The organism is Acinetobacter sp. YZS-X1-1 (genome assembly GCF_000804305.1).
In the GTDB taxonomy this organism is placed as follows: Bacteria; Pseudomonadota; Gammaproteobacteria; order Pseudomonadales; family Moraxellaceae; genus Acinetobacter; species Acinetobacter variabilis.
In genome coordinates this window covers 1-25,801 of sequence record NZ_JWHB01000021.1, presented here as the reverse complement: position 1 = coordinate 25,801, position 25,801 = coordinate 1, and the positions used below count along the sequence as shown (strand labels likewise).

30 protein-coding genes are annotated in these 25,801 nt (G+C 42.0%); 26 read left to right on the top strand and 4 right to left on the bottom strand.

The window, feature by feature from the left end:
• The 13 genes from RJ01_RS11380 to RJ01_RS11325 all read left to right on the top strand — a co-directional run bounded on the left by RJ01_RS11380 (position 1) and on the right by RJ01_RS11325 (position 8,598).
• Positions 1-1,206, top strand: coding sequence for a phage minor head protein (locus RJ01_RS11380; protein ID WP_034171158.1), 1,206 nt, complete (start codon positions 1-3; stop codon positions 1,204-1,206).
• A 502-nt stretch (positions 1,207-1,708) separates the two neighbouring features.
• On the top strand, positions 1,709-2,680 hold the full coding sequence (locus RJ01_RS11370) for a hypothetical protein (RefSeq protein WP_034171156.1): 972 nt from the start codon (positions 1,709-1,711) through the stop codon (positions 2,678-2,680).
• Positions 2,681-2,683: 3 nt separating this feature from the next.
• On the top strand, positions 2,684-3,055 hold the full coding sequence (locus RJ01_RS11365) for a hypothetical protein (protein WP_034171155.1): 372 nt from the start codon (positions 2,684-2,686) through the stop codon (positions 3,053-3,055).
• A 5-nt stretch (positions 3,056-3,060) separates the two neighbouring features.
• Positions 3,061-4,140: a major capsid protein gene (locus RJ01_RS11360; RefSeq protein WP_010117674.1), complete on the top strand. Its 1,080-nt coding sequence runs from the start codon at positions 3,061-3,063 to the stop codon at positions 4,138-4,140.
• 10 nt (positions 4,141-4,150) lie between these two features.
• A complete protein-coding gene (locus tag RJ01_RS11355; RefSeq protein WP_034171154.1) occupies positions 4,151-4,510 on the top strand; it encodes a hypothetical protein in 360 nt (119 codons plus the stop codon).
• Positions 4,511-4,517: 7 nt separating this feature from the next.
• Positions 4,518-4,970 carry a gp436 family protein gene (locus tag RJ01_RS11350; protein WP_034171153.1) on the top strand — a complete coding sequence of 151 codons (453 nt, stop codon included), beginning with the start codon at positions 4,518-4,520 and terminating at the stop codon, positions 4,968-4,970.
• Positions 4,971-4,977: 7 nt separating this feature from the next.
• A complete protein-coding gene (locus RJ01_RS11345; RefSeq protein ID WP_034171152.1) occupies positions 4,978-5,475 on the top strand; it encodes a phage virion morphogenesis protein in 498 nt (165 codons plus the stop codon).
• The gene (locus RJ01_RS11340) at positions 5,450-5,872 is read left to right on the top strand and encodes a hypothetical protein (protein ID WP_034171151.1); all 423 of its coding nucleotides are present in this window, start codon (positions 5,450-5,452) and stop codon (positions 5,870-5,872) included. The genes RJ01_RS11345 and RJ01_RS11340 overlap by 26 nt, the downstream gene beginning before the upstream one ends.
• 9 nt (positions 5,873-5,881) lie before the next feature.
• Complete coding sequence (locus tag RJ01_RS16410) at positions 5,882-6,052, top strand: hypothetical protein (RefSeq protein WP_162835337.1); 171 nt, start codon at positions 5,882-5,884, stop codon at positions 6,050-6,052.
• The gene (locus tag RJ01_RS11335) at positions 6,052-6,795 is read left to right on the top strand and encodes a hypothetical protein (protein WP_034171150.1); all 744 of its coding nucleotides are present in this window, start codon (positions 6,052-6,054) and stop codon (positions 6,793-6,795) included. Before RJ01_RS16410 ends, RJ01_RS11335 begins: the two co-directional genes overlap by 1 nt.
• 374 nt (positions 6,796-7,169) lie before the next feature.
• Entirely contained in the window at positions 7,170-7,319 is a 150-nt protein-coding gene (locus RJ01_RS16405) for a hypothetical protein (RefSeq protein ID WP_162835336.1), read from the top strand.
• An 11-nt stretch (positions 7,320-7,330) separates the two neighbouring features.
• Positions 7,331-7,882, top strand: a complete 552-nt coding sequence (locus RJ01_RS11330; RefSeq protein ID WP_034171149.1) for a GNAT family N-acetyltransferase — start codon at positions 7,331-7,333, stop codon at positions 7,880-7,882.
• Between the two features lie 377 nt (positions 7,883-8,259).
• Positions 8,260-8,598, top strand: a complete 339-nt coding sequence (locus tag RJ01_RS11325; RefSeq protein ID WP_034171148.1) for a hypothetical protein — start codon at positions 8,260-8,262, stop codon at positions 8,596-8,598.
• Between the two features lie 30 nt (positions 8,599-8,628).
• Here RJ01_RS11325 and RJ01_RS16400 read toward each other — a convergent pair whose 3' ends face one another.
• On the bottom strand, positions 8,629-8,799 hold the full coding sequence (locus tag RJ01_RS16400; protein WP_005262212.1) for a hypothetical protein: 171 nt from the start codon (positions 8,797-8,799) through the stop codon (positions 8,629-8,631).
• Between the two features lie 500 nt (positions 8,800-9,299).
• Between RJ01_RS16400 and RJ01_RS11320 the strand changes: the two genes are divergently transcribed.
• The 13 genes from RJ01_RS11320 to RJ01_RS11265 all read left to right on the top strand — a co-directional run bounded on the left by RJ01_RS11320 (position 9,300) and on the right by RJ01_RS11265 (position 23,431).
• Positions 9,300-9,860, top strand: coding sequence for a hypothetical protein (locus RJ01_RS11320; RefSeq protein ID WP_034171147.1), 561 nt, complete (start codon positions 9,300-9,302; stop codon positions 9,858-9,860).
• A 55-nt stretch (positions 9,861-9,915) separates the two neighbouring features.
• The gene (locus RJ01_RS11315) at positions 9,916-10,335 is read left to right on the top strand and encodes a hypothetical protein (protein ID WP_034171146.1); all 420 of its coding nucleotides are present in this window, start codon (positions 9,916-9,918) and stop codon (positions 10,333-10,335) included.
• 71 nt (positions 10,336-10,406) lie between these two features.
• Positions 10,407-13,928 carry a tape measure protein gene (locus tag RJ01_RS11310; RefSeq protein WP_034171145.1) on the top strand — a complete coding sequence of 1,174 codons (3,522 nt, stop codon included), beginning with the start codon at positions 10,407-10,409 and terminating at the stop codon, positions 13,926-13,928.
• Positions 13,925-14,344: a hypothetical protein gene (locus tag RJ01_RS11305; protein ID WP_034171144.1), complete on the top strand. Its 420-nt coding sequence runs from the start codon at positions 13,925-13,927 to the stop codon at positions 14,342-14,344. Before RJ01_RS11310 ends, RJ01_RS11305 begins: the two co-directional genes overlap by 4 nt.
• Complete coding sequence (locus RJ01_RS11300) at positions 14,334-16,295, top strand: hypothetical protein (protein WP_034171143.1); 1,962 nt, start codon at positions 14,334-14,336, stop codon at positions 16,293-16,295. The genes RJ01_RS11305 and RJ01_RS11300 overlap by 11 nt, the downstream gene beginning before the upstream one ends.
• A 9-nt stretch (positions 16,296-16,304) precedes the next feature.
• The gene (locus RJ01_RS11295) at positions 16,305-17,918 is read left to right on the top strand and encodes a hypothetical protein (protein WP_034171142.1); all 1,614 of its coding nucleotides are present in this window, start codon (positions 16,305-16,307) and stop codon (positions 17,916-17,918) included.
• A gap of 52 nt (positions 17,919-17,970) precedes the next feature.
• Positions 17,971-19,227: a hypothetical protein gene (locus RJ01_RS11290; protein WP_034171141.1), complete on the top strand. Its 1,257-nt coding sequence runs from the start codon at positions 17,971-17,973 to the stop codon at positions 19,225-19,227.
• Entirely contained in the window at positions 19,224-19,505 is a 282-nt protein-coding gene (locus tag RJ01_RS11285) for a hypothetical protein (RefSeq protein WP_034171140.1), read from the top strand. The genes RJ01_RS11290 and RJ01_RS11285 overlap by 4 nt, the downstream gene beginning before the upstream one ends.
• Positions 19,502-19,888 carry a hypothetical protein gene (locus RJ01_RS11280; RefSeq protein ID WP_034171139.1) on the top strand — a complete coding sequence of 129 codons (387 nt, stop codon included), beginning with the start codon at positions 19,502-19,504 and terminating at the stop codon, positions 19,886-19,888. Before RJ01_RS11285 ends, RJ01_RS11280 begins: the two co-directional genes overlap by 4 nt.
• 17 nt (positions 19,889-19,905) lie before the next feature.
• A complete protein-coding gene (locus RJ01_RS11275; RefSeq protein ID WP_034171138.1) occupies positions 19,906-21,993 on the top strand; it encodes a hypothetical protein in 2,088 nt (695 codons plus the stop codon).
• Complete coding sequence (locus tag RJ01_RS16590) at positions 21,986-22,219, top strand: hypothetical protein (RefSeq protein ID WP_064095939.1); 234 nt, start codon at positions 21,986-21,988, stop codon at positions 22,217-22,219. The genes RJ01_RS11275 and RJ01_RS16590 overlap by 8 nt, the downstream gene beginning before the upstream one ends.
• A gap of 58 nt (positions 22,220-22,277) precedes the next feature.
• A complete protein-coding gene (locus RJ01_RS11270) occupies positions 22,278-22,673 on the top strand; it encodes a hypothetical protein (RefSeq protein WP_034171137.1) in 396 nt (131 codons plus the stop codon).
• An 11-nt stretch (positions 22,674-22,684) separates the two neighbouring features.
• Positions 22,685-23,431: an N-acetylmuramoyl-L-alanine amidase gene (locus tag RJ01_RS11265; protein ID WP_034171136.1), complete on the top strand. Its 747-nt coding sequence runs from the start codon at positions 22,685-22,687 to the stop codon at positions 23,429-23,431.
• A 71-nt stretch (positions 23,432-23,502) separates the two neighbouring features.
• Here the strand turns inward: RJ01_RS11265 and RJ01_RS11260 are convergent, their stop codons facing one another.
• The 3 genes from RJ01_RS11260 to RJ01_RS11245 form a co-directional block, all read right to left on the bottom strand.
• Positions 23,503-23,988: a hypothetical protein gene (locus RJ01_RS11260; protein ID WP_052209089.1), complete on the bottom strand. Its 486-nt coding sequence runs from the start codon at positions 23,986-23,988 to the stop codon at positions 23,503-23,505.
• Positions 23,957-24,610, bottom strand: coding sequence for a hypothetical protein (locus RJ01_RS11255; protein WP_052209088.1), 654 nt, complete (start codon positions 24,608-24,610; stop codon positions 23,957-23,959). The genes RJ01_RS11260 and RJ01_RS11255 overlap by 32 nt, the downstream gene beginning before the upstream one ends.
• A gap of 574 nt (positions 24,611-25,184) precedes the next feature.
• Complete coding sequence (locus RJ01_RS11245) at positions 25,185-25,589, bottom strand: hypothetical protein (RefSeq protein WP_034171134.1); 405 nt, start codon at positions 25,587-25,589, stop codon at positions 25,185-25,187.
• Positions 25,590-25,801 lie beyond the last annotated feature (212 nt).

The following is a 25,801-nucleotide window of genomic DNA, read 5'->3' as shown; positions in this document are numbered from 1 at the left end:
ATGCAACCAATCACGTTTCTTGAGGCGCTTCGGTACGCTCACAGTAAAAAGATTGTACTGCCAGATGAGTTCTATTCAATGGACCTTAAGACCCGACAGATGGCAACCACGGTTAGCTTTCTATCGAGTCTTGAGCAGGTTGAAACCGTCATCAAGGCAGTGAATAAATCCATTGCCGACGGCGGTACCTTTAAGGATTTTCAGAAGCTAATTGAAGAATCTGAAATCATTCTGCCAAGGCACTACCTGGATAATGTATTTCGTACCAATATTCAAAGTGCTTATGGTCATGGCCGTTGGCAGCAACAGCAACGGAATAAGGTTAAACGACCTTACCTGATGTACTCGGCGATCAATGATAGTCGAGTGCGTCCAAGTCATTTGGCCTTGAATCGGATTGTATTGCCGATTGATCATCCATTCTGGCTGACACATTACCCGCCGTTGGGTTTTCGTTGCCGGTGCACCGTGATTGCTTTAACCGAGAAGCAGGCACTGAAATACGGCATTACACCTGATGATCAGTTGCCTGAAATTGCCGAGGCTTTGGACTGGAGTTCTCATCCATTACAGTTTGGTGAACTTGAATCGCTGGTGGATAAAAAGATCAGTGCTTCGAGTTTAGATAAGGAATATCTCCTGGAGCAGAAAGAAGTTATTAAGGCTGAATGGACGGCGAGTAAAAAGCTCACCAGCCTATTTACTCCGATGGATGATAAGACTCGGGACTTATTCGATACTGTGGCCAATACAGTAATACCACTTGATCCAAGCATTCGACCAAGTGCGATTCGCACCTTCTTGGACTATGTGCAGGGAAATGATGCCGCACTGACTGGCTATTTAAACTCTGCTACAGGCTCACTAGCTGATGATGTACTTAAGCGCTGGCTGAGTACTGATCTGGCAGCTATTCAAGCTGTGGCGAGCAATGCGGCTTCAACCGTGGTGGGTGCTGCGACACTTAATCAAGTAGCGGCTTATCAGGTTGGGCAGACAGCTCAGCTTAATGCGCCGTTGCTGATGGCTGATACAGCTTCAGATATCGTGATTAAGATTGAGAATGCTAAAGGCTTGGGTGTTGATCTGGATATGTTGAATGCTGGTAACGGCGTTTTAATACCGATGGGATTGTCATTTGAGGTTGTTTCGATTGAAGCGGTTGAAGGGCAGATGGTTTATACGATCAGACCACTAGTTAATTAATCTTTTAATTAACTAATCTGCTATAGGACAATGTTTAAGCTACATTTTTTATACAACGAATGGAATATTTAAATATTGGATTAGGGGCAAAGTAGACTTATAAAATCTGTACAGCTTAGTCACTTGGTTGGGATATGGTTTGTTTTGCAATTGAGATCGAAATACCTGCAGATAAGTGCCCTAAAATAAGAGGCCGAAAGCGTTTAATAAGAGAAGGAAAGGCAAGGGTTCTTTTGTCAAATAATACTTCTACAAGGAGAGCGCTTACGGGATTTACAAGGTATGGGGTATCTAGCGGAAGGAATGCAATAGTCTTAACTCCATATGAGTTCAAAGATCGTGAGAACCAGATAACAAACTTTCTAAATAAGAGGTTTGATAGTGAATGGAAACTTAAGCTGATACCTATAAAGAATACTTGAACTATTTACCCACCTCGGTGGGTTTATTTGTAGCTATTTTACGCCGTCCGAAAGGGCGGTTTTTTTATGGAGCATGAGAAATGCCAAAAGAAGAGGAACATAAGCCGAATCAGTATTGCTTCCAGGTCGGTAACTTAAATGTCGATCAAGCTGAAGATGGCAAGAAGAAGCGGACTTTCTCCGGTGTTGCATACAGTGGTGAAGTTATTACCGATCATTGGTATTGGGATCGAATCATCTTTGATCTTGATTCTATGCAAATTAAAGGCCGAATCCCTGCGTTACTGGATCACTCAACCCGGCAACGTGCTGGAGCCATCAATAGCCACAGCATTGATCACCAGAACGGCCTAACAGTTTCAGGCGATCTAATGAGTAATGAATTTGGTACTCAGGTTGCTCAGGACTCTGACGATGGCTTTCCATGGCAGATGTCAGTGCGAATTGAACCCTCTGCAGTCGAAGAAATCCAAGCGGGTGCATCAGTCACTGTAAATGGAAAAGTGCATCAAGGGCCTATCACGGTTTTCCGTGGTGGTCGTATTCGTGAGGTGTCTTTCTGTGCTTTGGGTGCGGATGACAATACAAACGCAGTGGCAGCAAGTCACTCTCCAAAACAATTTAATCAACCAGAGGACACAGACGTGACCGAATTAGAAAAGGCTCAGGCCAAAATTACCGAATTGGAAGGTCAGGTGAATACTCTGACTGAACAAAACAAACAATTCGCAGCAGCAAAACGTGAAGCTGAAATCACTGCATTAGGTAAAGACCTGGGCAAAGAATTCAGCGCTGAAGATATTGAAGAAATGAAAAAGCTTGATGATGGTGCATTTGCATTCTCAGCTAAGCAACTTCGTCAATTTTCTGCAGGTAGCCAGCAACCACCAGCTACACCACAAACACAACAAACATCAAGTGTAAATCCGGCATTTGCTCACCTGTTTAGCCATCAAGCTAATCCGGGGCAAGGTGGTCAGTCGAATAATACCGACACTCACAAATTCACTTCTGGTGCACAAGCATTCGCAGAACAAAACAAGGGGAAATAATTCATGAGCCAGGTTATTCCAAAAATTACGGTCCAGTCTAAAAAGCTGGTCCTAGACAATGAAAAGTTACGACGTGCCAATGCCAAAGTAACTACCGCTACAGCCTATAAAAAAGGTGACTTACTTACACTTTCAGATGCGAATGTACTCACACACGCTACTGATGAAAAAACATGGGATGTGATTTGTGGCCAAGACGTTACGGCTGCAGAAGCCACAATCAAGGCCGCTGATGGAATCGAAATTCCGGTCTACTACGGTGGGGTTTTCAGTATTGAAGCTGTATCGCTTAATGGGACTTTGCTTGCTGCTGAAGAATATGATGCAGCGCGTGCACAGGCAACTAAAAACAAAATCGAACTTTCTAAGGTGTAAACAACATGCCACAGTCTTTTAATATTGAAGGTGCTCCACTTGAACTTCTTGATGTGGGTGAGCTGGCACTGATCCACTCGAATTACCGTCCAATGGACACATGGCTTTTAGATAAGCTTTTCCCAAACCGCCCGTTATTCACACGTGATGATGTGCCTCTGGCTGAGCTTTCAGCTGAACATGATCTGGCGCCGTTGGTATCTCCGCAACAGCCTGGCAAGCCATTTGATACTACTCAATCTGGTGAAGTACGCCACGTTAAACCGGCTTACTACAAGCCAAAGAATCAGGTCACTCCGGCAGAAACTTTTGAGATTGCCTTGCTTGAGCGTTTACGTACTGCAGGTATCATCTCAACTGGTAACCAGCGACTATCTGAGCAAGAGCAAATGATCATTGCTCAAATCTCAGTGATGAAGCGCAACCATGATGCGATTGATAACTCAGTCATGATGATGGCTATCGATTTACTGAAAAATGGTAAATACACGCTTCACTCAGATGATTATGAGCTCAACCTGGTGGATTACCGTCGTGATGCGTCTTTGACATATACGCCGTTGGTCAAATGGAATGAAGCGGGTGCCAAGCCAGTAACGGATATTCGCACCATGCTTGAACGTCAATTGGCTGCTGATGGTGGTGAAGCTAAGCTGTCTGTTATGTCTGGCTTGGTTTGGGCGGCTCTCTGGAACAATGAAGAATTCAAAAAAGAATTCATCACGCCATATGCGGGTATTTCTGTTCCAGTGAATCCAAGCTTTGGTGTAAAAGAATCAGCAACCTTCAAAGGAACCTTTGATGGAATCGAATTCTGGGTATATGACGCAACTTACCGTAACAAAGGTCAAGTGAAGCGCTTTATTCCTAAAGATTACTTCTCACTAATCTCTGATACCAATGGTTCGGTAGCTCACTGTAAGATCAAGAACATGCTGGCCAACGGCGTTGCTCAGCAGTACTTTGACCGTCAATGGTACTGTGAAGATCCAAGCGGCATCATGCTGATGACCGAATCTGCTCCACTGGTTGTGCCGTCTAATAAGAACGGTGTCGTTGGTGGTACTGGCTTTATCACTCTATAAGGAGCAAGACATGCCGAAGTACACAGCAAAACAATCCATCGGGCATTTTATGCCAGGTGATGAAATCAAAGGGCTTGAAGCTAAACAACTTCAGGCCCTTTTAGCATCTGGGGCTATTGAAGAGGCGAAAGCCAAAGAAGAGCCCAAAGCGGATGGCACAGGTGCACGCTTGGCTGAACTGGAAAAGGCTAATGCTGAACTAACAGCAGCCAATGAAGCCTTAACTAAAGCCAATCAGACAGTGACTGCCGACAAGGCTAAAGCCGAGCAAGAAATTGCTGAGCTCAAAGCCAAGGTGGCTGAACTGGAAAAGGTGAAGTCTGCTGCAAAACCTAAAGCAGACTCAAAACCTGCTGACGAAACCAAGTAGGTGATCTATGTATGCGACTGAAGCAGATTTGGTCGCACGATTTGGGGCTTCAATTGAGAACCTGAAATTGATGTATGAAGATGCAGCAAAAGGTTCTCAAGCAATTAATGATGCAATCCAGGATGCAATGGAGGAGATTAACGGTCATATCGGTGGTCGTTATCCTTTGCCGCTTCCCAATGTGCCGAGTAATTTAAAGCGTATGGCGTGTGATATTGCACGCTACCGCCTTCATTTTGAGCAGCCAACCGATGAGGTGCGAAAACGCTATGAAGATGCAATTGCATTCTTAAAGCGTGTGGCTGATAACAAAGCACATTTGCAGATTCAGTTACCTGAAACAAACCAAATCGTGGATGACCAACCTAAAGGACGACCTTCAACAGCACCAGTCGGTACTTCATATACCGGTGGTGTATTTGGAGATTCTATCCTGGACCAGATGCCCAGCTTGAAGTGAGGTGCTTATGGCTTTTGCAATAACCATTCAAGCTGATAGTTCACCGATTGAAGCAATACTTAATCAATTAGGTAACTTTGAATCATTAAAGAACCAGCTGTTTGATGAGATTGGTGCTGGACTTGTGGATAGTGTGCAGCATCGATTCTTAACGGGTACTGATGTAGATGGGAACCCGTGGAAGATTTCATGGCGTGCACGTATGCAGGGTGGTGAAACGCTTCGAGATACTGGCCGCCTGATGAATTCCTACACACACAATGTTCTTTCAAATGGTGTGGAGGTGGGTACAGATGTTGCGTATGCACCCCATCTGCATTACGGCGCAACAATCTTACCTAAGAATGGCCAATACATCACCTTTGCAGTTGGTGGCCAGTATCGAAAGGTTAAGCAATCCATTATTCCACCTCGGACTCAGCTTGGTATTGATGCTGAAGATGAAGTCATGGTTTTAGACATTGTCGGGAGTTTTATAGATGAGCACCTTCTTCGCGGTGCGTGATGAGATTGCAGAAAAGCTGAAAGAAATTCCAGAACTTCTAAAGATCTATACGCCGTTAAACTCAGTCAGCGTAACCGAGATGTCGCAGGTTACGCCGTCAGCACACGTCAATTTTGTCCGTATCGACAAGAAAGCCAGTGCAGGTCGTGGAAGTATTAATCAGATCGGTCAGCAATGGGCGGTCACGGTGGCATGTCGTAATGCTCAATCTCAGATGACTGATGGCCGAGCGGTGAGTGATGAAGCTGGGTTGTTAACCGAGAAGGTCATTCAATTACTTTCCGGCTGGCAGCCTCAGGCATCACGAACGGCACTAGAAATGATTTCGGTTCGGGATGGTTATAGCCCAGGATTTGCATACATCACGATTATTTTTGAATCACAAAAATTCATTTAGGAGCCAGTCATGGCAAAACAATACAAAGCATTACAGCCTGTAGGTCGCTTTCAAAAGGGCGATGTGGTCGGTGGGCTGAGTGATGCACAAATCAAAAAGTTACTGGCAGATGGTGTCATTCAGGAACTACCTGAACCTAAAGCTGCTCCAGCCAAGAAAACTACAGGGGATGAAAAGTAATGGCTAATTCAAATGTGATTTCACTTCAGGGTGAACTTCATCTAGCGAAAATGGTTAGTGGTGTACCAGCTGCATTACTGCCGGTTGGTAGTACTCCAGAATTACAGATTGCTATTTCAACTGAGTCTACTGACCACTATGAAAGTAAAACTGGTCTACGTTCGAAAGATGCTGTCTTATACAAGCAAACTGGTGTTGCTATCTCAGGGACAATTGAAGAGGTTACTAAGGAAAATTTAGAGTTAATCCTTAGCGGTAAATCAATTGAAATTCCTGAAACTCAGCTGACTGATATCGATTTAGGTACAGTACAGATTGGTGCCATGATCGATCTGGGTCATCGCAATTTAAGCGAAGTGGCTTTTAAGGATAGTTCGGACGCTGCTATTGAGGCAGACAAATATTTGCTTGATTCAGTTTATGGCACCGTAATTTTTAACGAAGCTGTAACTGGTCCAGTTAAATTTTCTGCTAAAGCTGGTGCTAAGACACGTACGACAATTGCCAATAACATTGGGAATGAATATCGAATCCTTTTCAAAGGTATTGATACCCTCACTGGTGATAAGGTTGTCATGACATTATGGCGTGTGAAATTCTCACCAGATACTGAATTTGATCTGATTCATGAAGACTTTGGGTCTTATTCAATTGAAGGTGAAGCTCTCGCAGATATCTCAAAAGCCAATGATGCTGAACTAAGTGTCTTTGGCCATATTGAGCGCTTCAAAGTAGCTGCTTAAACCCATACAGGCACAAAGAAATCCACGGCGCATTAGCGTCTTTTTTTGTGCCTGTTTAAAGTAATTATATTTAGGTCGAATAACCGGTTTATTGATAAGGCCTACAAGAAGATGAGTAAGAAATTGATGTGAGTTGGTTTCTTACTGAATGTGACATTATAACTATGTTTGACGAAGGTATTAGTCATAAAACGATGCTTTAAAGCTTAACGAATCTTGACAAGACGACGTAAACAGTTTGTTGACGACGATATGTACATATAATACTATATTGACATAGCCGCAACGCGGTATGAATAATTCACATCTAAATCTAGGTGTTGATTTGGTTTAAATACTTAATTCCATATGTATTATTTTTTGAGTGGTATCTTATGAAAACACCTGCTATGTTGTTAACTCCAAAATTTGGTGAAGAAGCGACTCGAAAAATCGTAAATGAAGCTCAAAGAAAAATTACTCCTTCACGTAAAAGCCGTCTTGAAAAACTTGCTGCAATGGCCTCAAAAGCTTATAACAATTAAGAGTTACTAATTTGTCTGAAGAAAATGTAAATTCTGAGGGCGAGTTACAATTTTTTTATATCGATTCAATTGAGAAAGAAGCTTATCAATCGTTTGAATGTGAACGTGGAGAGTTAAACTCTTTTTTGATAGATGACGCTATCGACTATCATAACTACGGATTGACTAAAACTACTTTGGTTTTTGAGAGTGATAACCTTATTGGTTTCTTCAGTCTATCCGCGGATAAAATTGTACTTACCCGAACAGAAATAGATGAACTAGCTTTAAATGGTGAATACCCAATTACTTATTTTCCCGCAGTTAAAATTACAAAGCTTGCAGTTGATAAGGCCTATGCAGGAAAAGGTTACGGAAGAAGAATACTAGAGTTGATAGAAGGGATCGTATATGGCCATCATATGGCTGTAAGATTTTTAACTTTAGATGCTGTAAATGAACCAAAAGTTTTAGAGTTCTATCAAAAAAATGGATTTGAAGAAAGCCTTCATGAGTATCGACAGCAGAAACAAAATAGGGCTAGACCAACTATTTTGATGCATAAAGATATATTTAAAGAATAACCACTCCTCAGAGTGGTTTTTTTAATACTTGATGATTATGTAACATTCTGTTATTACAATTGTTGTTTAATAGGGCTATAAAAGATATTCAGCTCACGTTGAGAATAAAACTGCTATGACTAAAATAGAAATATTTGTCTCCATCCTAGTCGTAATAATTATTTCTACTTTTATTTATCTTGTATGTCAGTAAGTTAGTAAGCTAAGAACCGCCTTTAGGGCGGTTTTTTGATAAGTGGAAGTTCCACTTGGCTATATAGGGTCAATTTTAAAAAGACTTAAAATAGTAAAACATAACTTTACAAATCCACTCTCCCTAGGCTTTAAATAAGATTGAAAATTAATGTAAAGTGCTGCCCTTAATACATGGGGATATTATGAAAAATTTAAGCTTATTCTTTTTTATTGTGATTTTAGCTGGGTGTGGACACAAGGAATCTAACGGTCAGCATCTTGATTTAGAAACAAGCAAAAAGGAACAGCTTGAATTTGCAAAAGAAGCTACAAAAAAATTCATTCCCAACCTTGATTCGGCAAAGTTCCGTAATCAAATAGGAGAGTGTGGAGAGGTAAGCTATAAAGAAGCAGATAGTGATTATGTTCCCTTCCAGCGTTTTATTGTGCTTTCAAAGGATATAGTACTTGTAGAAAATCAGACGGATCAAAAGCAATTTGAGTTGTCATGGAAGAATGGTTGTACGCCAAGCTGGAAGTAATTAAAAAGCCCTTTAATTAAGGGCTTTCTTTTATTCACCAGATGATTCAGATTTTTGATCTTTTTCATTTCCATACTCTAAAGCAACCTGTTGTGCTTCAGCTGCGGCAGTGGCTTCTATTGGAATCGAGTCAGCTGCGATAGCCACGGTACCAGTAAATCCCATTAAAGCTAAGATTAGAATTTTCGAATACTTTTTCAATTGAATTTCCTCTACGTTTCTAAGACTTAATTTCAGTGTAGAGAATGATTTAAATCACGGATGTATCAGCTATGTCGGGATATGTAAGATATTCAGGTCTAAAGTTATAGGTTTCTAGGTTTGCGTAAGAATGCTTTTCGGTTGAAACTTTTTGTTGAGTTGCTTAACGAAATGTTTGAATGCTTCAGTAGGTAGCTACACTCTAAAGAAACTTCCCTAACTTCTAAATCTTTGTAACATCCAATAATTTTTTTGTAATCTTTATGTTATAAATTGTTTGCTTTGCTTATCATATGAATAATGAAAAGTGGAGCACCGAAAATGCTAACAAAAACAGAAATCATTGTTGTCATTCTAATGGTAGTAGCCTTAATTTTCATCGTGTATGAGATGGGACAAGGTGGTAGTTGGACTTTATAGAATTCAGCCTTTATCAAAGTTAAAAGAAAAGCACCTTCGGGTGCTTTTTTAATGTCTAAAATTTATCTCAGAGACCCATCATGAATGATTTTTTCCTAGCAACAAATCGAAGTATTAAAGTTAATGACATCGAAGTTCGCCAGATCCAGATTAAAGACTTTGATCAATGGTTAAAACATGCTGAAGTTTTGAAAAACTTCATCAAAGACCAGAATCATTCAGATGAAATTTTGACAGGGCTATTCAAGGCTCATGGTGTACAGGTCATTTCGACTATTGCCTGTGTTACTGATCTGGACAATGAATCACTGGTAGAACTGGCTGCTGATGAGAAGAGTTTTAAGGAGTTGCTAAAAGCGGTACTTCTGATCAACCAGGCTTACTTCAAATACGAAAAACCAAAACGTGGTATTAAAAAGAAAGATGACTCCACCTGGTTTGATTCATTCCAGTTTCTGGTATCAATGGGCCATCAGCATAGTGAAATCATGCAGATGACCTACGGCGCATTCCAGGGCTATGTCAAAGCGGCAAACAAGCTGTACAAGCAGGGAATCTTCAATAACGCTGTTGCCGGACGTGTGGCTCAATCAGATAAAAAAGGCTTTGAGTCGTTCAAGAAAGAAATGGTTTCTGATTGATCATGCATTACCCTAAAGTTATGATAGGAAAATAATAATTTAGGGAATAGGGAAAATGGCTAAAGTGGAATGTCTTGTTTGTGGACGTGTAGGCTCTGCAAAAACTAAAGGTAGTTTTGTTATAACTATCGTTTTGCTTTTTATTGGCTTGCTTCCAGGGATAATATATGAAATCTGGCGTAGATCAGGCGGTAAGGTCTGTGGTTCTTGCGGCAGTCAAAATATAAGACTTTATTCACCTTTGCCTAAACAAATACAGCAATCAATCCAACAAGAAGCACAGCCAGAAGTTTTTAAAATACCAAGCAAAACCAAATTAGTCGCAAATGATATATTTTCAAATAATGCAGGTAATTTTGTAAAATTGGACGAAAATGGAGTCGAACAAAAGAATTGCCCTGATTGTCGCGAACTAATTAGATTTGATGCGAGAAAATGTAAGCACTGCGGCTCAATCTTAGAGGAAACATCTTAAACACTTATATTTATACCCAGTGTTATACCCGCTTCGGCGGGTTTTTTATTGCCTAAAATTTAGAGGTCAGCATGTCTGGTAAAAATTTAACATTCAAATTAATCATGGATGCCGACACTAAAAGTTTTGTTGGCAATATCAAGCAGTCTGAAGATGCGGCTAAGTCAGTATTCAATGCAATAAAACAAGAATCAGAACTTTTAAAACAAGCGACTACTGATGCTTCTAAAGAGATGGGAAATATTATCCCAAAAGGAACCAGTGAGTTAGCGGACAAGCTTTCACAATCCTTAAATGCTGCTACAGGAATCATTAAGGATGCTGGTGATAATGCAAAATCTACAGCAGGTAATTTTACTGATTTTGGAAATAAGGCTGAAAAGGCTCTAGATCAGCTTAAAGGGGATTTAGCCCAAGCTAAGCAGAATCTTGAAGCATTTTCCAAAACCAGTGCTTCACCTGCAGATATTGAAAAAGCACAGGTTCAAGTCGATCAGTTAGAAAAAGAAGTACAGCAGACTGATCAGGCATTTAATAATTTTCAAGCTGAAGTAGGTAAAGCCAACAACAGCTTAAGAGAAACAGACATAGCAGCTCAGACAGCGCAAAAAGGTATTGATGGCGCTAAATTTGCTGTTAACACACTTGTGGGCGCATTAACTGCTCTTGGTATAGGTTTGGGTATTCGTGAGCTTGCGGAAGCCGCCGACTCATACACTAACCTCTCTGTTCGTATTCAGATTGCCACTCGTGAAGGCGGTGATTTTACATCGGCCATGGCTGGCGTTCATCAGGTCGCATTAGCAACAAACTCAAGTTTGGATGCTACAGCAGGCTTATTTACCCGATTGAATACAGTCGGTAAAGAAATGGGGATGACGCAGCAACAAGCGTTAGACCTTACTAAAACAGTGACCCAAGCGATTCAGATTGGTGGTGGATCAGCACAAGCAAGTGAAGCAGCAATCACTCAGTTTATTCAAGCAATGCAAGGCGGTGTTCTTCGCGGTGAAGAATTCAACTCCATTATGGAAAATGGCTATGGTCTTGCTGAAGCATTAGCTAAAGGGTTGGGAGTCACTACCGGCGAACTTCGCAAGATGGCTGAAAATGGGGAGCTTACCTCTGAAAGAGTTGTTAAAGCTGTTCAAAGCCAAGCCACACAGATCCAAGAAACTTACAACCAATTTCCCACTACTATCAGCAATGCCTTGCAGAAGATATCTACGCAGTGGCAAATCCTGATTGGTGAGATGGATCGAGCCAATGGATCAAGCGCGACGGTAGCAAATGCTCTATCAATTATTGCTGATAATCTTGGAATACTAAAATTATTCTTCGATGATGTAGCAGCTGGAGTAGGATGGTTTCAAGACAAGCTTTCAGAAATAGATCCATCTACAATTGAGGCTATTAGAAGCACACTATCTGCTGTATACGACACAATTAAAAATGTCATATCCAGTATGGCGGGAATAGCTGAAACCGCATGGAGCGCTTTTACATCTGCCTTAGACGCGGTTGCCCCATTATTTAACGCAATTATGGGCGGTAAGGAAGAGGTTAGCGGCTTAACAACCTTATTTAACGTTTTTAAAATTGCACTTGGTGTAGTTTCTGATGCTGCCACGGGATTAAATATTGGGCTTAAATTACTACTTGCAGGTATTCAATTTATCGCTGGTGGTATTTACTCTTTAAGTGCTGCAGTGCTCGATTTTCTGGGTTTTGATGACCTAGCTGCTCAAGCTCAAAATGCCTCAGATGCGCTTTTTAGACAGGCGGAAAAAAATGGACGAGAAGCCAATAGACTGGCACTTGAGAGCAAATCAGCTACACAAGAAGCAATCAATGATATACGGCAGACTGAAGAAGAGGCCAATAAAGAACGTATTGCCGAAGCACAAAAAACTCTTGCTGAATTAAAAGCTCAGGAGGAAAAGCACAAAACCGATTACAAGGCTATCAGTGATGAGCGCATTCAACTGGAACAACAGCTATATGAAGCGCGTAAAACTGGTAATCAGGCTGCGACTGATCAGGCTGTAAAAGGTCTTGCTGAACTGGATACCAAGGAAAAGGCTTATCAGACTGAAAGTCAGAAAATCACTGAGGCTAAGATTAAAGCCGCTCAGGACTGGGTAAATGCTCAACTTGCAGCAGCAGATGGTACACAGAAAGCAGCCGATGCAGCCACTCAGAAAACACTACAAACAACCCTTGCAGCTCAAGGTTTAAAACTTGAGTTTGATGGTGCTGGCAAAGCAATTGTCAAAGCCATGGGCGACGGTGCTAAGGCTACTGAGGGCACAGCAAACGCAGCTGATAAAGCGCGAAAAGCTGCAACAGCCTTAGGCATGGATCTGGACGTTTCTTTAAATCGTGTCTCTGAAAAGTTTGCTGAAAATGGCAAAAATGTTACCACCTTTGCAGCTGGCCTTGAGGATCTTGGGGTTAAGGGCAAGCAAGCTGGTAATGTTACCTATGAAGCCTGGTTGACGTGGCTACAAACGGCCAAAAGCCAAGCTGAAATTGATATGGCCAAAGCCAAGCTTCAGGAGTTCGGTACTCAAGGACAAATTTCAACATCTCAGGCTGAGCAGGGCTTAATTGCTATCAAAATGCAGGCTCAAGGATTACCAGATGATATTGATCCGGTTACTGAAGCATTTAAGAGATTAGGCATCCAAACCAAAGAGCAATTAAAGCTGGCCGCCCAGCAAGCTTTGATGGACTACATCACAATTCGGGATAGCGGTAAGGCTACTGCTGAAGGTGTTCAAAAAGCCTATGAAAAAGCTGCTCAGTCTGCGGCAGCTTCAGGGGATGCCGGAAGAATTGCTGCAGTAAATGCAATGAATGCCGGGCGTAATCTTGAAGTGCAGATTGATGATACTGGCAAAGCAGTTGTCAAAACCATGGATGATTGGACCAAATCCAATGACCGTGTTAAGAATTCCGCACGCGGGATTGGTGATGGTTACCGCCATGCAGGGCAAATTGCACGTGAAGAAGCCAAATCTTCTACCGAAGCCTGGGCAGATGCAGTTTCTAAAGCCAAGAGTGATTTTAATAAGGAAATGAAGCGCCAAGGCGAGGCATTGAGTAAAGGAATCTACGAATATGATTCTTACACCAAGTCTGATGTGATTTCGCAGCTGAAAAGCAAAGGCTATGACGATAAAGAGGCTGAGAAATTGGCTTCTACCATCTGGTCCAAGGCTATGGCCGCTGATCGTGATGCTAAAGCTGAAGGTCTTGGAAAGGAAAGCAGCGTGGCAATGAAAGCATTGATCAATGCTGAATTTGATCGAGCTGCAGCCAATGGAATAACCACTCAGCATGGTACCAATAAGATTAATGAATTGCTCCGCAGTATCAATGTCGCTTCAACTGGTTCCAGTAGTTTGAGTGACTATGCGCCGTCAATTCCTTCTGTGTCATCAAATGCTGCTACACAAAGCATTAAGGAAAGTGTGAATTACAACATCCAATTCGGAGGTCAAACCCTATCCCTTACAGGTGATGCAAGCCAAAAGGATGTAATGACCAATCTGGTAAATCAATTAAAAGGTATAGCGAAATCAACATGAAACTCATTCGCTTAGCAACATCAGAGACCGTCCCATTAGAGGACGGTTTTTTGTGGTCTGATGAATTCTCATGGAAGGCCATTGAGCAGAATCAAGCCTATACGATGGATGGCTCTCTGATCATTCAGGAAGGTAAAAAGAAGTCTGGTCGACCAATCACTTTACAGCCGGCGGATCCGCAAATGGGATGGATCAAGCTACGTGAACTGCGGACTGTTTTGGAATGGTCCAAGCTGCAAGGTGAAAATTTTAAACTGCAGTTTGAACAGCCACATGATAGCCGGCAATTCACCGTCAAATTTAACCACCAGGATGGGGCTTTAGAGGCTGCACCGGTGAAAGGGATTCCAGCGGTATCACTGGATGATTATTACAACGTGACCTTACGCTTTACGGAGTTAGACGATGGCGATTGAAACTAAGGATTTAGTAATTTACAAGTCTGAACGCTTGACTGATAACTCGGATGGCGGTGGTAAATACTCTGGCGTAGTAGTTCAGGATGGTATCAGTAACAACCTGTTCAATGATGTGTCTGAGATGGATCGAACCATGGGCGATGTATCCATGCTCAAGATCTTTCCTGCTGTCACCACTGAAGACACTGATCTATTAATGGGTGCCACTGTTTTTGTATCTGAGCTACCAGAAGATCCAAACGTATCGGCATTGCTTTTCAGTACCAAAAACTGGACTGATGAACGCCAGTCTGCCCAGAACCGGGTGGAAAACTACTTGGCCAAAGGTGGTCAGATTGCCGGCACACCACTCGATACCCATTGGCAGGGCATGTCATCACTGCAAGTAGCCATGTTTCCGCAAGAAACTGAGTCATCAGTAGGTGACACGATTGTTCTGATTAGTGATGAAGGTAAGGCCTTAGAGCGTGAGCAGTATGTGCGTATTACCAAGGTTGAAACCCGTACTGCAATCATGGTCATCGATGGTAAAAATGTTGAATACAAGGTTGCCACGTATTCCTTGAATGATGCTCTTGAAGTTGATTTTGTGGGCCTTTCAGCACGCCAGTGGTACAACGGTGAGAAATCAAAAACCATTATCCGCGATACTATTGTGGCGGATACCGGCCTGTACTATTCATCTACAGCGCTGGCATCTGATGCCAATGTGGGTGAATTTACGGTCAATGCCAAAAGTATCTTTGCCCAGCTGATTCCCTCCGCTCAGACAGAAACTCCAATTATTGATGTCAATGCTGCAGGTGAAAGTGTGGTGCTAGTGGCAGGTAACGAAGGCACCATTACGGTCAATTACCCTAATATGGTCATTGGAGTCAGTCAGAACCTGTATATCGGCTCAGCCGTGATTCCTTCCAGTATATCTTTTACTTTACAAGGCCAGCAGATCAATGATCAGGGCGGCCTGCTTAAAAATACCCAAGGCACCCAGATCGGAACGATTGATTATCAGCGTGGCTTGATTCAATGGACCGCAGCAGCGCCAGCCGGCACCTCAAGTTTGAATATTACGTTTAAGCCGGCAGCTGCACCGAATCAGTATTATCAGAGTCATGCGATTCCAGTAACCCAGAATAACCAGAGCACCAACTGGACCGGTGTCTTAATTCCGATTCCCGCACCAGGCGCACTTTCGATTTCTTATATGAGTCAGGGCAAGTTCTATGAACTAAAAGATGATGGATCAGGCCAGTTAAAAGCTGCCAGTCCATCTTTTGGTTCGGGCATGATCAATTATGAGACCGGTTCGTGGTTATTGACCACTGGCGCACTGCCGGATGTAGATACGCCAATCCTGCTGAACTGGGGTACACCGATTGTCACCTTCGTAAGATCAAATTTAACCGTGGAAAAAGCTGCATTTGATTTTGATTTAGGTCGACCAGGTGTTTTGCCGGGTATCACGATTAACTGGGCCCTAGAAGGTGAAGAGAAAACAGCAACCTCCAATGCCCAGGGCAAATTTACCGGTGATGCTACCGGTGAAATCAACTATGCCACGGGTACCGGGAAGATCATTCCAAACAAGCTGCCACAGAAAGGCACAGTCTTTTCAGTGATCTATAACTACGGCACTTCACTTGAGCAGACCAAAATGGATGTAACCCCTATAAACCAAAAGATGACGTTCACAATCGGGACAGGACCAGCGATTCAGCCAAATAGTGTTGAGTTAAAAATTCCACTTCAAAGCAATGAGGGGATTACAGGATCTGTAACCCTGACAGATGTGCCGGTGAATGCAACCATGGGGAATTTAGTGAATAGCCGTGGTCAAGTGCAAGGCACCATTATCTATGCCACTGGCGCAGTTGAAGTCACACCAAAAAGTACAGCGAGCAGATTTGTGCAAACCTTTACACCTATGGCCACTTATGCCGCAGCATAGAGAGGAAATATGTCTTTTTATTCTCCACAAACATCCAGTATTTCTGGTGAACAGGTTGAACTGAAAGCCTTTGGTGCTGTAGATGTTCAGATTAAATATCGTGATACATCAGGATCGAACTCGGCAACCCATATGGTGACGGCCAATAAGCTCAAACTGGATTTATCTTCTGGCTTTGATGAGCAGATCCTGACAGGTTCAGCTCGCTTCAAAGTGGGTACTGATACTTTTCTGGATCGTACCGGCTTGCTGTATCGCAATGTGAATCCAGCCAATAATAGTGGGATTCAGTCGGGTGTTATTCAATACGGTACCGGGATCGTTGAAATCGATTCCTGGACACCGAATACAGATAACACGATTACCCTGGAATCCTTAACTACCACAACCGACTTGTTGCCAGTCAATAAGATCAGCTTTAGAACGCCAATCATGCCGATCCGGCCACAATCATTAACTGTGGTGGTGGGAACAATTGCATATGGCCAGCTGACATTAACCGCTGATGAAAATGGCGTGATTGAAACCAGTCGGGCGCATGGGCAGGTGAACTGGGATAATGGCTTTGTGACGATCTACTTCTACACCAAAACCAAAATCACAGAAGCCAACCGTGCGGAGATTGAGGCAAGTGACTGGTATGACCCGCTGCTAGAATACCAGGAGGGAGCCGATAATTATATCAATGTACCAGTCTGGGTCGATGCTTCATCAGTGCGTTATAACGCAGTGGCCTACACCTACATTCCGCTAGATTCGGAAATCCTAGGTCTGTCTGCTACTCGATTACCGATTGATGGCCGTGTGCCGATCTTTCGTGTGGGTGGCATTGGGATTGTTAGCTCAAGTAAGTCTCAGGAATTACCAAGTGCGATTGCGGGTACCACATACAATCTAAATGATCAGCGGATCTCATGGGCAGAGCTTGAAGATGCCAATGGAACCAAAGTGCCTTTTGATTTGTACACGGTTAATTATGATTATGGTCGTGTGACGCTCGGTGGTGACTTTGTACTGGGTAATCTGGTTGCACCACTGACAGTCAAATATCGTTATCAGGACATGGGTCTGATTCGTGATGTGCAGATCAATGGCCAGCTAACATTCACCAAGCCTTTAACGCATAACTATGATGCAGTGGATACCATTGTCGGATCGGCGCTGGTAATTGGCGATATGCAGGCACGTTACACACGCAAGTTTGTACAAGGGGCGTGGAGTAATGTCTGGGCAGATGAACCAAGTTCAGGAATTTTAGCGAATTACAATGACTCGCTCTATCCACTCCAAGTGACAAATAAGGGTGCGATTCAAGAGCGCTGGGCATTGATCTTCACCGATGCACAGTCATTCCGCTGCGTTGGTGAGTATTCCGGCCAGATTGGCACCGGTACCACCAATTCAGACTATGCACCAATTAATCCGGTCACTGGTGTTCCATACTTCACGATCAAAAAAGAAGGCTGGGGTGCGGGTTGGGCCAATGGTAATGTCTTGCGCTTCAATACCGTAGCTGCAAACTTTCCGGTCTGGGTGATTCGTACAGTAAAGCAGTCTGAGCCAAGTGTAATGTCAGATCAATTTCAGATCATGTTGCGTGGCGATATTGACCGTGTTGTTTAATAAATCAATCAAATATGGCCGCGTAATGCGGTCTTTTTTATGGATGTAAAAAATGGTCGCAAGTACAGATATCAAATTTTATGTGCATACCAATAACAATGCACCGCAACTGCAAAATGCCTATGGTTCGATGATTAATGTGCTAGATGCCTGCCTGGTAAATGGGATCAATATTGGCACAATTTCATCACTCACAGCATCGGGATCAACGGTCACTGCGCTATTCAGCTCTGCACATAATTTAATGCAGTACCAAGTTATTAAGATTGCAGGTGCGGCACAAGCAGAGTTCAATGGTGAGCATCGTATTTTAACGATACCAAACTCAAGTTCACTCACATTTGAGTTAGCAACTGCGCCCAGTGTAACAACTGCCACAGGTGCAATTAGTGCGTCATTACCCCCGCTAGGTTGGGAGAAACCGTTCTCAAGCAGTAATCCGAATGGCGGTGGTAAAGCCGCATATCGTTCGACCAATTTGCTTTTACCAAGTCGCCCATTCTTACGTGTAGTTGATGAACTTGATCCAGTCTGGAATTCGAATTATGCAAAATATGCCAAGGTGGGTATTGTTGAAGATATGTCTGATATTGATACTTTGATTGGTGCACAGGTACCTTATGATACCGCAAACCCCAATAAAAACTGGCAAGGTACCGGGTCTGGCTCTTCCGCATATAACGGCTGGGCAAAATGGTACTATTCGCGTTATCAATTGGAAGGGGGAACTGCAGATCAAACCACCCCACCTAATGGAAACAAAACCTGGATTATTGTGGGGGATGGAGATTATTTCTATATCAGTAATATCACCTCAAGCAATGATAATGCAGCACATCTGCATGGGTTTGGCTGTTTTGATACATATGCTGAAACAGTGGATTTTGGAAACTGGATTCTATCGGCTAGTTATGCATATAAAAGAGCCGATGAGTATATCTATACTACTGATTATGGTGGTCTTGGATCAAACCAGCAAACAAATTATGCAATGTATGATTTAAATTATAGTCTGAGCAACAAGGCCATTTCCCTTTCGTCTACAGGACTTAATGAAAGCGCAGTCAGATCTGGTAACTCAAATGACATAGGATACAACATCAACACTCCAATCATGTTTTTTCCAGTCTATTTGCTAGAGGGTACAGTCATTCGAGGTTCGTTGAAAAACCTGTTCTGGTTGCGCCGAGCGTTTCCATTTTCTAACCGCCAGTTAATCCAGCGAAAAGGGTCAGTTTTTATTGCGGTTTCAGCAACAGTATATAACTCTTTCCAAGGCCAGGTAATGATGAAGTTGGGTGAAATATGATATTAAAATATCTTGTCGCAGGACCAACAGATAGCCTTGCAGCAGTTACTGGGGCATTAAAAATCACAGGGCATACGAATGAGCTGGGGCAGCCCCATCAGTGCCGTGTTGACCTTTATAGCAAATCTGGGAAAAAGCTTGTTGCAACCACGATTTCAGATAGTCAAGGGAATTACGAATTCAAAGGACTAGCAGCAAATATAAAGTTCTTCCTTATCACTCATCACCCTTCAAGTCGATTCAACGCAGTCATTCAGGATAATGTGGTGCCGAAATGAGTAAAACTTCAGTCAATGCCCGGCTTGCCATGATTCAAGCCTTTGCAAATTTTATGGATAGCGGTAGCCAAAGTGCTACCGTTATTTTTTATGAAGGCGTGCAGCCTGCCAGTCCTGCAATTGCAGCAGATTCAAACAATGCTTTGGTGACATTGGTATTTTCTGAGCCATGTATTAAAGAAACCACTGCTACTTATGTGGAGTTTCACCCAACTGATACTGCAACCGTGATTAAGTCAGGTACAGCAACATGGGCACGTATTTATAACGGTGCTGGTGAAGTGGCTGCCGATCTGACAGTAGGTATGGATATTGCGCTGGCTAATACTAATTTAGCGCTTGGCGGCACACTTGCAGTCACATCAATAAAACTCAGACCTTAATTTAAAAGGGTGCTCTTGTGGATTTTAAAAATAAGCTCGGCACCGTTGATGCTCACAACCTAAACTTAAACTTTAAGCCTGATAATACTGATAGCCATAACATTATTCTTAATTTCGAGCATCTGGCTGATGGTTCGACTAATCTCAATTTTGGCGATGATGTATCTGCAGTTATTGATACTGTTTTAGAGACTGACTTTAGCTTTGAAGTCACTGCAATTTATGCTGACAGTGGTGCAAATACTGCTGTCATAGATACGGTGCTCGACACTGAATTTAGCTTTGAAGTGGTTGTTGTATTTAGTGAGAATACTGATGTTATTGGCCAGATCGATACGGTTTTAGATACGAGCTTTAGTTTTGAAGTCGAAGCAGTATTTAGTGAAAACCTGTGTACGATTGATACGGTTTTAGATACTGAGTTTCAATTTGAGGTTAAAGCACTATTCGATATCAATCATCTGGTTGGTGTGTCTTATGGTTTTGACATGCGATATCAGAAAGCGATAGCAGCCCTAAGCACCACAGAAATCCCTTGGGCCAAACCGGTATTAAGAGTCTCAAATGAGGCTCTTTTTTATGATCAAGGCTTGGTAGTTTCGAATCAGGTAAATATTCAGTATGAGCAGGCAGGGTCATTAACCCGGGCGATTAGATCGCTACATGAGCAGACAACCGGATTATGTTCTGATGCCTATGTGATCTGGGAAGAAGGTGATAAACGCTTTATTCATCAGCGATATATGCATGAAGAAACCGTCAAGCTGCGTCATAACCGAGAAACAGTCTGGCAGGAAATGATCCGCAGGCGTAAGACTTTTACTTATTCGCATGAAGTAGCTCAGGTCTTTGAGCACCGTTTTTCATTTGAATGGGATAAGGGTCTTGAGATTGTCACCAAGTCAGATTTGCCATGGGATAAAGCCAAAGCGATTCATTATCGCAAGCATCCGGTTTTGCCTTGGCCAAAGCCTGAGTTACCCAAATATGAAGGCAGCACAGATCTAAATTTTATCTGCTTATGTCATGACGTTGATTCACACAATGTTGTTTTAAATTTTGGTGCAGATGACTGTATCCCAGCACTGCCAAAAAGGAACTGGTGGTATATCGTGAATACATTAACAGCCGAGCGATTAGATACCGGCGAGAAGATCAAGGTCATGGATGGCACCTACAGTACCAGTCGGTCGCAATGGTGCTGGACCTATTCCATTACTGTGGCTCATACCGAAAAAGAAAAGTTACAGCCGATTGATGGTCAGCTAGTGATTCTCAAAATCATGATCAATGGTTATGAGCATCATATTCTGCTTGAGGATCCGGAAGAAACCCGACGCTTTGCCAGTGTTTTATATACTTACCCAGGGCGAAGTGTCACAGCTCTAAACTCTGATAAATACGGGCCTTTGCGTTCTTTTATCCAGGATAACGAACGTACTTCTGTTCAACTGGTGCAAGCTGAACTTGATCGAGTAAATAGCGGTACCAGTTTAGACTGGAAACTGATTGATGAATTGGGCTGGATCGTACCGGTTGAAAGCCTGAGCTATGCAGAACTGGCACCCATCGATGCAATCAAACAGGTCGTTGATTCAGGCGGTGGCTTTATCTATAGCCAGAAAGCAGGCAACACCCTGACTATTTTACCCCGGTACCAGAAAGGCTATTGGGATACGATGACCGCGGATGATTACGATATTCTATTGTCTGAAAGCCTGGTCATGCAGCAGAACATCAAAAAGAACGATGAATACATTGCAGACTTTAATTCGATTACTGTAGTGAATAGTCGTAGTGGTGAAAGCTTGAAAGTACAGCAACGTGGTACTTCGGGTGACGTGCCGCTTGAGTCAGTGACGGGTCCATTATTTAACGTAGTGTCAGGTGCCAGTTATGGAAAAAATGCACTGATAAAAGCCAATATTCAGGAACTGCACACTTTCTCTGATATTCCGGTCAGTCAGGAAATTGGCGAAATGCTACCTGGTAAAACCATTGCTTTTAATGGTCAGTGGTGGGGTGTGATTGATTCAGTTTCAGGCAGCTTCTCACATGAAAAGGTGAATGAAACTATTACCGTGGAGCGTATCAGCCGTGAGTAATCCATTATTTGAATTGCGAAAGCTCTTGAATCCGACCCATGCCGAGTACATCGGCACCATCACATCAGTGAAGCATCCAGAATACCGGGTACAGATCGATGGTGGATCTGGTCCAGTGCTTTGCACATCCGGTACAGCTTATAACTTAGGTGCCAGAGTATTCATCTCAAACCAAGTGATCCTAAGGCCGGCACCTACTGGACAGCATTCAGAAATAGAAGTCTAAACTTAACCAAATGACAGCACCTTCGGGTGCTTTTTTATTACCAAAAATAGGGGGGCGTATGCCTGACAGCGAAACGTATGGGGTGCGAGTTGAGAAAAAATTAGATCAACTGCGCTTAGAAATGGGTGAATTAAATAACAACGTCATTCGCTTAACTGAAAGGAATGAATATTACCAGTCACAAGCTGTGGCAAACCGACGGGATATTGATTTGCTTCAGGCGGATATGAACCAGGCTAAAGGAGGGCTCACCTTTGCGAAAGCCCTAGGTGGAACTGCTATTGGGCTACTCATTGCCTTTGGTTCATGGATAGTTCAAGGGAGCACAGCACTTGCTAAAGAAAATGCAGGACTAAATCAAAAATTAGCCATTATCGAATCAAAGCAGATCCGCATGGATACAGACCTGGCAGCAATGCGGAACCAGATTGATCAACAAAAAAACAAACAGTGAAGAGAGATAAGATGAAATTAATTAATGAAAGTGTTTGGAAGTTTGACTCAGTAAAATACGGCGCCTATATGGCGCTTTTTTTATCCTGCGTACATTTAGTTTTGCAGGAAGTGTATAACGCCAATGTCTTGCCTGAACCGTATCAAACGATTGCTTCATTGGGCTTGATGTTCTTGGCGGTGCTGATTGGACGTAAAAAGGCTCAGCCAAATCTATCGCAATCTTTAGGTTTTGCCACTATCACAGCAGGACATAGCAATTCTGATCCTAGTGCAGTGAATGGCAAAATTAAAGAAGCTGATTTGGTGACTAATTTCAGGAATGCGGTTTCTTTTTATTTACGTGAGGCAGGCATTCAGGTCAAAAATGATGGTACCGGATCACAGAATGATCCGCTTTCATCGGCCATCAAATTGATCAAAGGATCTAGTGTTGCGGTTGAATTCCATATGAATGCTGCGACTTCGAGACAAGCGAATGGAGTAGAAACAATTGCCTTGCCAAAAGATAAGAAATTGGCACAGGATCTATCTGCAGCTGTAGCAACTGCATTGGGCAGCCGATTACGTGGCGATAATGGCTGGATTGACCAATCTAAGTCAGCACGTGGCCGCTTGGCATACGTGAATGCTGGCGGTTTGATTGTGGAGCTTGGTTTTATTTCGAATGAAGCTGAGCTTGCAGCATACCAGGCACGTTATTGGATTGCAGCAAAAGCTGTGGCCAAAGTGCTGATTGATTATGAAAAGTGCAATTAAGATTTTACTGCTGTGCAACCCTGGGGTTCACAGCTTTTTTAAAACTTTAATATAATGCTTGGCTTGAAAAATTAATCTTTATTGCATTTAGTGTCTTGGCCTAAAGCACGTAGTCTATCTCGCTCCAAACGCTTTTGAAGTAAATTTTGATTGGCTTTTTCTGTTAATAGCTGAGCTTTCATCAAATGAAGAGTAAGCTTAGAATTGTTAGCATCAGACGGCGTGATAGTTGTTTTAAACAGATAGGTGCCATAAGGTGCTTTACCAAAAAAAATGGCAAGATTTTTTTCCCGATCTAAATTTGCATCAACTAATACATATGAATTCGCAGTTTTTACCTGCTCACATCTTAAATACGCTTGCTTTAAATTCGCATAAGCATCTACATATCCCAATGGAACATCTATTGACCCACCTTTGCCAATTGACTTAGAGATTAATTCACTTTCAGAAGTCGGCAAGATCATTTTTACACAGCCCTGTAATAGGACTAAGGATGCCAATAATCCGAAAGTAGCTGTTTCTTTAATATACTTTGACACTTTTGAGATTTGCATGCTCAACATCTTCAACAATTCGTTTTTTAATTACAATAGAGTCTGGATCGTTTGATTTAAATCTTGAATCCACTTCATATTCAGCAATAAATACTCTTGGCGTGCTGCCTGGAATACGATCAACACCAATCACATAATCTTTATTTTCTTCCAAGGTTATATTTTTAATTTCAGTGAAATAACTATGGTTACCTATTCCGCTAACAAAAACAATGTCATGTTGACCAACCGGTAGTTTTAATTTTGCTTGCGAGTAATCAAATCGAGTCATTGTAGTAGAAGGGCTGATGATTGAATTCTCAACAAATCTTACGCGTTTTCCATCAAAGGTATAAACGGTATATGGGTACGCACTAAGGGAGCCAGAACCCTGAAAAAATGTATAAGGAATAGTTTTTATCGTTGCATATTTTTGCTCTTGGCTAACGAGTTGATTTGTATATGCCGTCAACTTTTCAGAGGTGGGTGCATTCGATGGAGTATTTAAATAACGCGCTTCTTTAGGAATATACAGTGGTAGCATAGAAACAGATTTTTTATCATCTGCAGTTTCTACAACCTGACATCCAGTTAAAAATCCCAATATCCCTAATAGTAAAAAATTTTTTATATTCATTGCCATATATTCAAATCTGATGATAATTTCGTAAATGCAATATACTCATAAAATATTAATATTCAAATAAATTTACTGTATATTCCATATTTTTTTAAACTAACTGGCTGTAATTTAAGTAAAAGTAGCTTTATTTAAGTTTTTTAACGCTGTGCATGCTATCAGGCTGCACAGCGCATTTAATTACAATGAATGTGAACGTGGAGATATGTATTGGGGTGGTTTAAATTAACTGAATGCCTCGTTTTCGACTTTGACCGTATTCCATTCGTGTGCAATTTGAATCTATGTCTAATCCAAAATATTTACGAGCTTTCTCAAATACCCCATTACTGTTTTCTGATTTAACCAGAACCTCATGTGTAGCTCTAGTGGGGTTCTTGTGGTCAGTATAGAAGCGGACTAGGAAATTTTGCATTTGATGACACATCATTGAATAAGAATTATCCTAGACTGAATGGAAATACTGGTCTTGGCAACCATATATTTCCAGATTGCGTCAGTTGCAGATTAACTGGGTTCAAGTTGTGGCCTAAATAGAGTGATTATAAGGAACAGCATGGCGTGATTGTAAAAGCCCTCAAGCGAGAGTCAAATTTGATAGTTCTTTTAGATCAGCCCTAACTTTCACCAATAGTGATTCATTTTTAGCCAAGAGGGTTTTGGCGAAATTGATTAATGCTTCCTTGTTAATATGTGAACTTTCACTCGCATAGGTGTTTGATGCTTTAATAAAGTCATCTAAAGCATTATTTAGTTCATCAAAATTATAATTTAGCTTTTTCAAACTTTTACCAGCTACTAGATTTAGTCTAAAAAAGGTAGTGTTGTGGTGGACATTAGGACGACAACCTAAGCCTAAATAATTAAAAATTATTTGTTCTTTCAGCTCAATAAGAGCGCTTTCACCTTCAATAAGAAGAGCTTTTTTATCTAAATAACCTTGTTGTAACCTCCACGCATCAATTGAGTAAACAACAACCACGATTCCAATAACTGAAACAAGAAGCGCAAGATAACCCTCAAGACCTAGCCAAGGTAAGCAAATTCGTTCTTTACAAAATGATGTTGATAGATTTTGAATATATGCAGTACAAAGATAGTAGGCAATAACACCAAAAATAAAAATTAATGACGACCAAACTGCAATTTTTAGTTTGAAGTATTTAGATCTCTTTCATAAATCAAAAAACGATC

Coding starts and splice junctions, on each gene's coding strand:
- RJ01_RS11380 (WP_034171158.1), top strand. CDS start 1: ATGCAACCAATCACGTTTCTTGAGGCGCTTCGGTACGCTCACAGTAAA.
- RJ01_RS11370 (WP_034171156.1), top strand. CDS start 1,709: ATGCCAAAAGAAGAGGAACATAAGCCGAATCAGTATTGCTTCCAGGTC.
- RJ01_RS11365 (WP_034171155.1), top strand. CDS start 2,684: ATGAGCCAGGTTATTCCAAAAATTACGGTCCAGTCTAAAAAGCTGGTC.
- RJ01_RS11360 (WP_010117674.1), top strand. CDS start 3,061: ATGCCACAGTCTTTTAATATTGAAGGTGCTCCACTTGAACTTCTTGAT.
- RJ01_RS11355 (WP_034171154.1), top strand. CDS start 4,151: ATGCCGAAGTACACAGCAAAACAATCCATCGGGCATTTTATGCCAGGT.
- RJ01_RS11350 (WP_034171153.1), top strand. CDS start 4,518: ATGTATGCGACTGAAGCAGATTTGGTCGCACGATTTGGGGCTTCAATT.
- RJ01_RS11345 (WP_034171152.1), top strand. CDS start 4,978: ATGGCTTTTGCAATAACCATTCAAGCTGATAGTTCACCGATTGAAGCA.
- RJ01_RS11340 (WP_034171151.1), top strand. CDS start 5,450: ATGAGCACCTTCTTCGCGGTGCGTGATGAGATTGCAGAAAAGCTGAAA.
- RJ01_RS16410 (WP_162835337.1), top strand. CDS start 5,882: ATGGCAAAACAATACAAAGCATTACAGCCTGTAGGTCGCTTTCAAAAG.
- RJ01_RS11335 (WP_034171150.1), top strand. CDS start 6,052: ATGGCTAATTCAAATGTGATTTCACTTCAGGGTGAACTTCATCTAGCG.
- RJ01_RS16405 (WP_162835336.1), top strand. CDS start 7,170: ATGAAAACACCTGCTATGTTGTTAACTCCAAAATTTGGTGAAGAAGCG.
- RJ01_RS11325 (WP_034171148.1), top strand. CDS start 8,260: ATGAAAAATTTAAGCTTATTCTTTTTTATTGTGATTTTAGCTGGGTGT.
- RJ01_RS11320 (WP_034171147.1), top strand. CDS start 9,300: ATGAATGATTTTTTCCTAGCAACAAATCGAAGTATTAAAGTTAATGAC.
- RJ01_RS11315 (WP_034171146.1), top strand. CDS start 9,916: ATGGCTAAAGTGGAATGTCTTGTTTGTGGACGTGTAGGCTCTGCAAAA.
- RJ01_RS11310 (WP_034171145.1), top strand. CDS start 10,407: ATGTCTGGTAAAAATTTAACATTCAAATTAATCATGGATGCCGACACT.
- RJ01_RS11305 (WP_034171144.1), top strand. CDS start 13,925: ATGAAACTCATTCGCTTAGCAACATCAGAGACCGTCCCATTAGAGGAC.
- RJ01_RS11300 (WP_034171143.1), top strand. CDS start 14,334: ATGGCGATTGAAACTAAGGATTTAGTAATTTACAAGTCTGAACGCTTG.
- RJ01_RS11295 (WP_034171142.1), top strand. CDS start 16,305: ATGTCTTTTTATTCTCCACAAACATCCAGTATTTCTGGTGAACAGGTT.
- RJ01_RS11290 (WP_034171141.1), top strand. CDS start 17,971: ATGGTCGCAAGTACAGATATCAAATTTTATGTGCATACCAATAACAAT.
- RJ01_RS11285 (WP_034171140.1), top strand. CDS start 19,224: ATGATATTAAAATATCTTGTCGCAGGACCAACAGATAGCCTTGCAGCA.
- RJ01_RS11280 (WP_034171139.1), top strand. CDS start 19,502: ATGAGTAAAACTTCAGTCAATGCCCGGCTTGCCATGATTCAAGCCTTT.
- RJ01_RS11270 (WP_034171137.1), top strand. CDS start 22,278: ATGCCTGACAGCGAAACGTATGGGGTGCGAGTTGAGAAAAAATTAGAT.
- RJ01_RS11265 (WP_034171136.1), top strand. CDS start 22,685: ATGAAATTAATTAATGAAAGTGTTTGGAAGTTTGACTCAGTAAAATAC.
- RJ01_RS11260 (WP_052209089.1), bottom strand. CDS start 23,988: ATGCAAATCTCAAAAGTGTCAAAGTATATTAAAGAAACAGCTACTTTC.
- RJ01_RS11255 (WP_052209088.1), bottom strand. CDS start 24,610: ATGGCAATGAATATAAAAAATTTTTTACTATTAGGGATATTGGGATTT.